The following is a 9,924-nucleotide window of genomic DNA, read 5'->3' on the forward strand; positions in this document are numbered from 1 at the left end:
TTGCCTCTTGCCTCTTGCCTCTTGCCTCTTGCCTCTTGCCCCTTGCCTCTTGCCCTCTTATCCCTTCGCCGCTCGGGTTGCATTCGCTACCGCGACTAGGGCCACGCCAACATCAGCAATAACGGCCTCCCAGAGTCCCGCTAAACCGAGGGTTCCTAGGATAATCACCAGTAGTTTAATCGCAAAGGCAAGAATGATGTTTTGCCAGACAATAGTGCGAGTGCGATGGGAGATGGCGATCGCCTGCACCAGTTTGGCCGGGGAATCTTCCATTAACACCACATCAGCCGTTTCAATGGCGGCATCGGAGCCTAAACCCCCTCCCCCTCCGCCCATAGCCACCCCTACGTCCGCCAGGGCTAGGGCTGGCGCGTCGTTAATGCCATCTCCTACAAAAATCACCGCTCCCGGTCCTCTCGGCTCACGTAGCCACCGCTCTAGGAGCTTGGCTTTGTCCTCCGGGAGCAGTTCGCTATAAACCTCATCGAGGCCGAGGCGATCGCCCACGGCTTGGGCCACGGTTTTATTGTCTCCGGTGAGCAGAATAATCCGTTGAATGCCCTGATCTCGTAAGTCCTGAATCGCTTGGGGGGCATCCTCTCGCAGGCGATCGGCCACCTCAAGGGTTCCCGCATCTTGGCCATCAAAGGCTACCCGCACTCGGGTTCCTGAGCCTTGGGACGTCGACAAAGGGGCTAGGCCCAACTCTTGGCCCAACTCTTGGAAAAGCCGTTCATTGCCGATGGCTATATCACAAACTTTAGAATTTGTCAAGGTTGCTCGTAAGCCCCGGCCGGGATATTCCTGAACCGTTTGCAACAAGTTGGAGTCGAGGGGGCCAGTCCAAGCCCGGCTGATCGATTGAGCGATGGGGTGAGTGGATTGGGACTCGGCGATCGCACTGTAATGGAGTAGCATCTCCTCATCCCAGGGCGGATTTGCCTCAACCTGAGTCACCTCAAAACTGCCTTCGGTGAGAGTTCCCGTTTTATCAAAGACCACCGTTGAGACGTCCGTGAGGCGATCGAGAAACACCGATCCTTTCAACAAAATTCCTTGTTTTGCCGCCCCGCCAATGCCTCCAAAATACCCTAGAGGAATACTGACCACTAAGCTACAGGGGCAAGAGATCACCAACAACACCAAAGCCCGATAACCCCATTGCGTCAAACTCCCCCCCAGTAGAGGCGGAATCAGAGCGATCGCCAAGGCCAAGGCCACCACAATCGGCGTATAACGACGCGCAAACCGGCTAATAAACTTCTCCGTCGGGGCTTTCTGCTGGCGGGCCTGTTGCACCAACTCCAGAATCCGCACCAGGGACGATTCCCCAAAGGGACGAGTCACCCGCACCGTCAAGGCGCCGTTTTGGTTAATCGACCCCGCCAACACCCCCTCACCGGGTTTCACCGAACGGGGGACGGATTCCCCCGTTAAAGCCGAGGTATCGAGATAACTCTCCCCGGAGAGAACCTCCCCATCTAGGGGAACCCGCTCACCGGGTTTAACGAGAATCTCCGCCCCCACCGCCACGGACTCAGGGGAGACCGGTTCGAGGCCCTCAGCCGTTTTCAGGTTGGCGAGATCGGGGCGAATCTCCAACAGGGCGCGAATCGAATCACGCGAGCGATCGACCGCCAGATCTTGGATGGCTTCCCCCAAGCGGTAAAACAGCATCACCGCTAGGGCTTCGGGCAATTCGCCGATGGCGATCGCCCCCAGGGTGGCAATGGTCATCAAGAAATTCTCATCGAGGGCCTTTCCCTTCAGCAGTCGTCGGCCCGCCGTCGTCAGCACTCCCCAACCCACCCAGAGATAGGCGGGGATAAACCACAACCATTCCCCCCAGAGGGGCAATCGTCCCCGTACCGAAAGGACCAGGCCAACCCCAAACCAGGCGATCGCGACCCCCAAGAGTCCAAACTCTTCCCAGGGGAAGCGATTAACCTGATCCTGAGACGGGGAACTGGCCGTCTCTTGACAGCCGCAACCGGACGAAGCACTCATCGCGAAACCATGAATTAACGTTTAATGTTCAGTCTATCAACGCCACTCATCCCACGTGTGATTAAAAATTGACGTATCCGGGAACATCACCGGATTACCATTCTCCGACAGTTGCCGTTGCAAGGTTTCTAACTGCGGTTCCGGGTAGGGGAGATGATCCACCAACTCATAGGGAGCGAGATCCTGCTGCAAGGCAAACACCGCCGTCGTTCCCGCCGCTGCACCCGCCGACCATTCAAACGAGTGAACCCGATAGGCCGCCGCCGCAATGTGACTCGTGGCGATACTCTTACCCGCCACCAAGAGATTATCCAAACGTTGGGGAATCAAAGCCCGTAGCGGAATTTGGAAGGGAAAGGCCCGTCCTTGGCCCCGTCGTTCCCCAGGCCGCTCGTAATTTCCAGGGGCTTCTGGGGGACTCAACGCCATACAGGGGTGAAAATCGATCGCATAATGGCCAATCCCCACCGTATCGGGAAAGAGCGTGGCCCGCGATCGCCGTGTCACCTCCTCCCGAGACAATTCCCGAGACGCAATCCCCGCCGCATCGACTCCCGACAACACCGCCCACAAATGCCGTAACGCCGCCGGAGTCAGAGCATTCTCATAAAACTCATCCCGAAAATCCGCCATCGTAATATCCACTTCCCAAACCGTAAAGCCATCCGCATGAGCAAACCCCGGTCGCCCAATAATCCGCCGTCCCTCCCGCATATACGGATATTTCGAGAGACCATGAGCCGTTCCCATCGGCGAGTCAAAGCCACTCAAATAGCGATGATTGGGGTGAGGTTCCTTAACCCCCTCCCCCAACTGAGAATCCGTCGTTCCCTGTACGAGCCAATAGAAATAGCCAATCGCGTTCTCCTCACCCCGGCGTAGGCTTTCCGTCCGTAACCCGCCCAACCAGCCGCCGGGATCTAACTGTCCCCGGTCCCGAAGTTGCTCGCGGGTATAAATCAGATTATCCTCCGCCGTTCCCGGACGGTAATCATTGCCCCAAGTCCAGTTCTGCATCGAGATATCCCCCGGATAGATGGGGTACTCCCGCACATTTCCCGGACGAGATTCCTTGGGTTTCATGCTGTGGATTTGGCGATAGGTAAACACAAGCGTGAAGTTCGCCAGTCGTTCGAGTTCATAACTGTAATAGGGTTCATATTGTTCATAAAAGTCAGGAAGCTGATGCTCTTGCGGCTCTTCCGTCGCTTCCATCGCGAACGTATAGGTGAAGCCTTGAGTGCAGTAGGGGTCTCCCGTTTCACTCGATGACGTGGGTTCGAGGAAGGAGCGGGGGTCAATCCCCAGACGGTGGGGAACATCCGTCAAACCAATCAACTCCCCGGTTTCCGTGGCGTCAATCACATACCAATCGGGAGAATTGGGGGTTGCATCCGGGGACTGGGGACGAAACTCGATAATCGTTTTCTCAAAGAGATCTGAGTCCTCATAACCGAAAGCATCTTCAATGGTGGCCGACAGCGGCAAACTATTAAGGGGAGGGGCATCGGCTTGCGGTTGATGCTGAATCGCCATGGCCGAGGTGATTTGATTTCCCGCAGCATTATAGGTGAGGTCCTTAATGACCGTATTGGGGAACCAATGTAACGTTCCCCGTCCCGCTTTGGCCGCATCTTCGAGCAATTCAAACAGGAGGTTATGACCGTCATAGGGCATAAAACAGGATTCACTCACCCAGCACGCACCGGGATTGAGCATTCCATAATGGTCTTCGATAGCCGAGCGTAGAGCCAGATAGCCTCGGGGATAGAAGAGGAGATGGCGTTGAGTATCGCGTTCATCGAGGGCCGAGGTTCCCTGGGCCGAGATTTGCCCCCCCACCCAGTCGGTGATTTCCGTCAGACAAACTGTTTTCCCTAACTGTAGGGCTTCATAGGCGGCGGCGGCCCCGGAGAGTCCACCCCCCGCAACGAGGAGGTCACAGGTTTCTTGTCGATCAGCCTCCCGAGGGGGAGTGGCGTAGGAGAGGGGGCTGACGGTTAGAGTGAGGAGGGGAGTCAGGAGGAGGGAGACAACCGAGAAACGATGCAACATGGCGACGATAAAACCTGGATTTTGTCTGGGTTTCAGTGTTTTTTTAGGTTCTAAGTTGCTGGGTTGTTGCCCTCACAAACGAGAGCAACTCCAGGGTCTTTATGAAAACCTGGAGTATAGCGCAAGGGGGGCTTGTGGCGATCGCCCCTCAGGGTCGCTTTCAGCAACTGGCACAGTCCCCCCAGATGACCCAAAAACTCACCCCGCCCTACGGGCATTCCTCCCTGGAGGGCAAGTCAGACCCGCCTCCCCACCTCCCCGCCTCCCCACTCCTCGTGTCACGGCTCCAGCCGTGACACGCTCGACCGGCGGCTCTGCCGCCTGAGACGTCCAGCCCGAGAGATATCTAGCGGCGATGGTCAGCGATGTATTTAAGCCGCCACACCCCCGACCGTTGCCCACCAGAATAGTCAGCCAAAACCGTCGAAAAAATCGCAGATTTAAACTTCATTTACCCAAGTTTAATCATCAGCAACCATCGCAATACATTCAATTTCAACTCGTACATCTTTCGGGAGTCGTGCCACCTCAACTGCCGCCCTGGCTGGGGCATTCGCCTCATCGAAGTACTGAGAATAGATGCTGTTCATCTCACTAAACTCATTCATATCTGCCAAAAAAACCGTGGTTTTTACCACATCCGAAAAACTGGCTCCCGCCGCTGTTAAAATTGCCTGAAGATTCTCTAGGACTTGTTTCGTTTGCCCCTTAATATCACCGGTCGCGACCCGTTCACCTTGAGCATTGAGGGGAATTTGCCCAGCCACAAACAGGAGTTTCCCCGTGGCGAGGACCGCTTGGTTATAGGGGCCAACTGGAGCGGGGGCGTTGTCGGTACGGATAATCTGACGCATTCAGGGTACAGGTAAAGTGATGGGATTATGTCACGCTATTTTATAGCTGAATCTTCGTTCAACCAAGCTGATGAATGAGCTGCGCCATAATATCATTACCCGAGATTGGGTGATTATCGCCACCGATCGCGCCCATCGCCCCGATGAGTTTAACCAACAGCGGCCCGCCCCAGCGGATTTGCCCCCCTATCGCGAGGACTGTCCTTTCTGCGCCGGAAACGAGGCCCGGACGGGGGTAGAAACGGCGATTCTTTCAGATCGTCGCGGCTGGCGGGTGCGGGCGGTGTTGAATAAATATCCGGCCCTGTCCCCCGAAGGTGAGGTGATCCGACAGCGGGGTAAGATCTACCGTTCTCTGACGGCGGTGGGGTTTCATGAGGTGATCATCGAACATCCCCACCATAATGTGACTCTGGCTTTGCTATCCCTGACGGATATAGCCGATGTACTGCGGATGTATCGGGAACGCTATCGCCACCTACGCAAAGATCCGAGGATTTCTACCATTGTCATCTTCAAAAATCATGGTCGAGGTGCGGGAACCTCCCTCGAACATCCCCACTCCCAGATTGCGGCGACTCCCATTGTGCCCAATCAACTGCGACTGCGGACTCAGGAGGCAATCCGTTATTTTGATGATTGGGGGGAATGTATTTTTTGCCGGACGTTGGCCGAAGAACTCAAGGCGGGCGATCGCATTGTCTGTGAAAGCAAGCATTTCGTCGCCTTTATCCCCTACGCCGCCCTCTCTCCCTTCCATCTCTGGATTTTTCCCCGCCGCCATGCCTCCTCTTTTGAGGATATCCTGGATCACGAGATTGAGGATTTAGCGGAAATCCTACGCACGGTTTTGGCGAAACTCTATGTAGGGTTGCACAATCCTGATTACAATTACACCATTCGCTCGATTCCCAGCGATGAACATCGCACTAACTATTTCCATTGGTATGTGGCGGTGATTCCTCGGGTGTCTCTAACGGCGGGGTTTGAGTTGGGAAGTGGGATGTATATCAATACCACACTCCCAGAAGCCAGTGCTGAGTTTCTGCGATCGATTTCCGTCGGGGAGTCGACTGCCGATTTGGGTGACGATTCTGGGGGCGATCGCTGATACCCTTTTAGCAATCCCGCGAGAATCCTGCGTTTCTAATCTCCGATTGAAGCGCAGCCTGTACGCGGCGTCAAAGTGGCGGGTAAGCCGTTCGGTCTGTTATCTTAGCCTTAGTACAAAGCTCGCCGTCTCTAATGAAAGTCGTCAAGCTAAGAATCTATCCCACCCAAAAGCAGGAAGTCGCCCTAGCGAAAGCCTTTGGCTGCTGCCGTTTGGTGTGGAACCGTTCTTTGCAAATGACGACGGAAGCCTACCGCCAAACCGGGAAAGGCATCTCGGGGATGGAACTCAAAAAAATGCTTCCCCAATGGAAGCGAGAGCTTGAGTGGCTAGGAGAAACTTATTCTCAATGTCTACAAAGTTCGGTACTTAACCTCTCGCGAGCCTTCGTCAACTTCTTTGAAGGACGCGCTCGATATCCACGTTTCAAGAGCAAGCACAGGCGGCAATCCCTTCAATACCCGCAAAACGTCAGACTCGACGGCCATACGTTGCACCTTCCCAAAATCGGAGAGGTGTATTGTCGCGTTCATCGTTGGGTTGAAGGGACAATCAAAACCGTAACCGTCAGTCGCAACCCTGACGGTCGTTATCACGCTTCAATCGTGATCGATGACGGTTCGGACAAACCCGCACCGAATGCCGACGGAAAGGCCATCGGTATCGATCTGGGGTTGAAACACTTTGCCGTGACGTCTGACGGCGAAAAATACAACAATCCCCGTCACCTTAAAAAGCACGAGCGTAACCTCAAACGCAAACAGCGAAAACTGTCGAGGAAACAGCAAGGGTCGAACTCTCGCCAAAAAGCCAGACGGCTCGTGGCGCGAGTTCACAGTAAAATTGCCAACTCTAGAGCCGATTTTCTCCACAAGCTATCCCGCAAGATAGTTAACGAAAACCAAGTGATTGTGGTGGAAAATCTAGCCGTCAAGAACATGGTTAGGAACCATAGCCTCGCCAAAGCGATCAGCGATGTGGGTTGGGGGAGGTTCTCGACGATGGTCAAATATAAGTCTGAGGGAGAAGTGAAGGTCTATCTAGAAGTGGATCGATTCTTCCCCAGTACTCACCTTTGCTCTGAAACGTTGTTGCCGCTCCCCAAGATGGGACTCGATGTGCGGTCGTTTGAATGTCCGCAATGTGGGCAGATTCACGACCGAGACATCAATGCGGCAATCAATGTTAAAAATGAAGGCTTGCGGATTTTGGCCTCGGGAACCGGGGCTTCTGCGAGTGGAGGGAATGTAAGGCCAAAGGGAGGTCGAATTCGTTCGACGCTTTCCGAGGCAATTCCCACGCTCCGCTCGAAGCCACTCATCATCGCGAGGCGATTGATGAGTGGTAGTTCACATAAAACCATCCCTCACGCCATCTACCGATTGTTCTATGGCCAGCCCTTCGACCCCTCTCGCTCCACGACGTCTCGCGCCCTGGTGGCGCAGTACCGTGCGACAACTCCCGATTCTCGTGCGTCGAGGTTGCGCCTTTGTCGTGGAAGTGTCCTTCATTGTCGGTAGTGCCGGGATTCCCTATGGCTTCGGGGCTTACGCCACTCAACGAGAGATTGGTGAGCCGGTTCCCCTGAGTCCCCTGTTAGCCGCCACAGAAGACCGTATTGCCCGGGTGCTGAGTCTTCCTGTCCGCCAACCTAATCGCAATGTGTCGCCCCTAACCAATCTCTTTTGGACGGGGGCGTTGCTGATGCCCCTGTTGGCGGGAGGTTGGCAGATTTATTTACTCTGTCAAACCGGACAAACCGATCCAAAACGCTGGTTTGGGGTCAAGGTGGTGACCGCTCAAGGGGCGGCCCCGAGTCTGGTTCAGGTGTTGCTACGGGAGGCGATCGCCCGCTGGGGTCTGTTTGGCGGCAGTGCTTGGGTGCTGTGGCGTCTGACCGGGGCATTCCCTGATTTAGGCATCTTGCTGGGGCTGACCGGGGTGATGTTGGTGGTGGATGGCCTGGCCTCTCGCTTTAATCGTCAAGGACGGGCTTTTCACGACAACATCGCCCGCACCTACATTTTGGATGCTCTGGACAATCCCTACGGAGATTGGCAACAGGAGGAGTTAGAGCGCGATGGCCATTGGACTCAGGTCGAGGGGGAAGCCGTTGAGGCGATCGTTGTGTATCCCCACCCGGAACCGCGACCTCGGGCCGGGGCCAGTCTCTGGTTTTGGATGCTCCGCAACCCTGCCACCACCTTATTGTTAGTGCTGCTGTTTTGTCTAACAGCGGTCTTGGGAACCTTTGTCGGCACACAGGTCTATATTCAACAACAGGCCAACTCACGGGAGTTTCAGGAACAGGATAATCAGATGTTCTTGTCCCTCGTCGGCAAACTGACTCCCGCCGCCGGAGCGCCCGATGAGCGTAAAAATGCCATTTTGGCTCTGGGAACCTTGAATGATCCTCGGGCCTTGTCCCTATTGGTGGACTTATTAGGCCAAGAAACGGAGCCGGAGTTGATTGATGCAACGCAACAGGCGATCGCCTCCCAAGGGACAGCCGCCATTCTGGAACTACGCCGCCTCAATCAATCTCTGAAAACTCAGTTAGACTCCCTCGAGTATGGGGGAACTGCTCAGGAAAAAGCCCTCCTCGCTCGTCGTCTGCGGGCCACCCAGCGGGCGATCGCCACCATCCTCAGCAACCACAGTGGCGAACTCCCCACCGCTGATCTCAGCCGCACCCATTTGGGCCAAGCGGTGACGGATGTTCCCTTCACTCTCATCTTAGATGGAGTCGATTTAGCCGGGATTCGCTTTCGGGGTTCGGTTCTCAGCCGGGCCAGCTTCCAGGGGAGTCAGTTCTACGGGGCCGGGGATGATGGCCGCTTCGGCACTTATGATGATTGGATTGCTGACTTGTCAGGAGCGGATTTGAGTTATGGCAACTTCGCCGGGGCCACTCTCACTCAAGTCTGGATGTACCGCAGTAACTTCATGCAGGCCAATTTCAATCACGCTGATGCTCGCTTTGTCAGTGCAACGGGTTCCAATTTTAGTTCTGCGCAACTGGTGGGGGCGAATTTCGAGGGTGCGTCTTTACGTCACAGCAGTTTCACCGGCGCCGATTTGAACGCCGCTGACTTCACTAATGCCGATTTACAGGGAGCGAGTCTCACTCAGGTTCGCGCTGGGGGCAGTCTCTGGACGGCGGCCAATCTCAGTCAAGCCAATTGGCAGGGAGCGGATTTAGCCGGGGTAGACTTCTCCCAGGCGGATTTGAGCAACAGCAATTTCCGTCAAGCCAATCTCTCGGGGGCCAACCTGCGCCGCGCCAATTTAGAATATGCCAGTTTCCACGGGAGTGATTTAACTTGGACGGATTTACGGGGGGCCAATGTTGCGGGGGCAGATTTTCAGGATGTTACCTGGGAGGCGGACGAGTCCGAGGAGGAGAGTGAATTTGTCGTGCGTTCTCCTGAGGCGGGGCCTCTCAGTTTTGTGGAGGGGGTTAACTTTAGTCGAGCGCGTAATTTAGACCGGGACGCGGTGGCGTTTCTGTGCGATCGAGGGGCGATTCATCCCGATTGTCCTTAATTTCACGCGCTCCACCCCGACACCCGGTTTCTGGCAGAAACCGAGTGTCTCAACCCCCAGCCGGCCACCCCCGCGTCACACTTACGTCAACAACCGTTGCACCTCCTCAACGGATACATCAAGCAGTTGTGCGATGTCTTCCGGGGAATAGTTGCGATCGCGCAGCCGTCGAATTAACTTTCGCTGTTCGGCTTCTTGACCCTCCAAAAAAGCCTCTTGATAAAAGCGGGTTTGTTTCAAATCCGTAATTCCTAACATTTGAGCAATCTCCTCGCGACTGGCTTCGGGAAGCTTGTAAACGACAATGGTTTCAATCAAGTCAATCAGATCTCGTTGTAGCGGCGTGGCTGG

General features: G+C 55.2%; 7 protein-coding genes and 1 pseudogene. 4 read left to right on the forward strand and 4 right to left on the reverse strand.

Annotation, left to right across the window (positions count from 1 at the left end; all coding sequences use genetic code 11):
- Positions 1-57: 57 nt before the first annotated feature.
- Both R6U67_RS07255 and R6U67_RS07260 read right to left on the reverse strand, forming a co-directional pair.
- A complete protein-coding gene (locus R6U67_RS07255) occupies positions 58-2,007 on the reverse strand; it encodes a heavy metal translocating P-type ATPase (RefSeq protein ID WP_410251922.1) in 1,950 nt (649 codons plus the stop codon).
- A gap of 36 nt (positions 2,008-2,043) precedes the next feature.
- On the reverse strand, positions 2,044-4,062 hold the full coding sequence (locus tag R6U67_RS07260) for an FAD-dependent oxidoreductase (protein ID WP_410251923.1): 2,019 nt from the start codon (positions 4,060-4,062) through the stop codon (positions 2,044-2,046).
- A gap of 101 nt (positions 4,063-4,163) precedes the next feature.
- Between R6U67_RS07260 and R6U67_RS07265 the strand changes: the two genes are divergently transcribed.
- Entirely contained in the window at positions 4,164-4,358 is a 195-nt protein-coding gene (locus R6U67_RS07265; RefSeq protein WP_410251924.1) for a hypothetical protein, read from the forward strand.
- Between the two features lie 165 nt (positions 4,359-4,523).
- Here the strand turns inward: R6U67_RS07265 and R6U67_RS07270 are convergent, their stop codons facing one another.
- Positions 4,524-4,916 carry a RidA family protein gene (locus tag R6U67_RS07270; RefSeq protein WP_410251925.1) on the reverse strand — a complete coding sequence of 131 codons (393 nt, stop codon included), beginning with the start codon at positions 4,914-4,916 and terminating at the stop codon, positions 4,524-4,526.
- Positions 4,917-4,986: 70 nt separating this feature from the next.
- On the opposite strand from R6U67_RS07270, the gene galT reads away from it, so the two are divergent.
- From galT to R6U67_RS07285, 3 genes and pseudogenes are all read left to right on the forward strand, one after another.
- Positions 4,987-6,027 (forward strand): galactose-1-phosphate uridylyltransferase, encoded by a 1,041-nt coding sequence (gene galT, locus R6U67_RS07275; RefSeq protein WP_410251926.1) that lies wholly within the window; start codon positions 4,987-4,989, stop codon positions 6,025-6,027.
- 134 nt (positions 6,028-6,161) lie between these two features.
- A pseudogene (locus tag R6U67_RS07280) lies at positions 6,162-7,325 on the forward strand (RNA-guided endonuclease InsQ/TnpB family protein); the annotation flags it as partial.
- 91 nt (positions 7,326-7,416) lie between these two features.
- Positions 7,417-9,573, forward strand: coding sequence for a pentapeptide repeat-containing protein (locus tag R6U67_RS07285; protein WP_410251927.1), 2,157 nt, complete (start codon positions 7,417-7,419; stop codon positions 9,571-9,573).
- A gap of 81 nt (positions 9,574-9,654) precedes the next feature.
- Here the strand turns inward: R6U67_RS07285 and R6U67_RS07290 are convergent.
- Positions 9,655-9,924: DUF2887 domain-containing protein (locus tag R6U67_RS07290; protein ID WP_410251928.1), on the reverse strand; the 270-nt coding region annotated here is incomplete at its 5' end.

The sequence above is a fragment of the Sodalinema sp. genome (assembly GCF_046483825.1).
Classification (GTDB): domain Bacteria; phylum Cyanobacteriota; class Cyanobacteriia; order Cyanobacteriales; family Geitlerinemataceae; genus Sodalinema.

Bases quoted from the DNA above. Each gene is read 5' to 3' on its own strand.
- R6U67_RS07270 (WP_410251925.1), bottom strand. From the start codon at position 4,916: ATGCGTCAGATTATCCGTACCGACAACGCCCCCGCTCCAGTTGGCCCC.
- R6U67_RS07260 (WP_410251923.1), bottom strand. From the start codon at position 4,062: ATGTTGCATCGTTTCTCGGTTGTCTCCCTCCTCCTGACTCCCCTCCTC.
- R6U67_RS07255 (WP_410251922.1), bottom strand. From the start codon at position 2,007: ATGAGTGCTTCGTCCGGTTGCGGCTGTCAAGAGACGGCCAGTTCCCCG.
- galT (WP_410251926.1), top strand. From the start codon at position 4,987: ATGAATGAGCTGCGCCATAATATCATTACCCGAGATTGGGTGATTATC.
- R6U67_RS07265 (WP_410251924.1), top strand. From the start codon at position 4,164: ATGAAAACCTGGAGTATAGCGCAAGGGGGGCTTGTGGCGATCGCCCCT.
- R6U67_RS07285 (WP_410251927.1), top strand. From the start codon at position 7,417: ATGGCCAGCCCTTCGACCCCTCTCGCTCCACGACGTCTCGCGCCCTGG.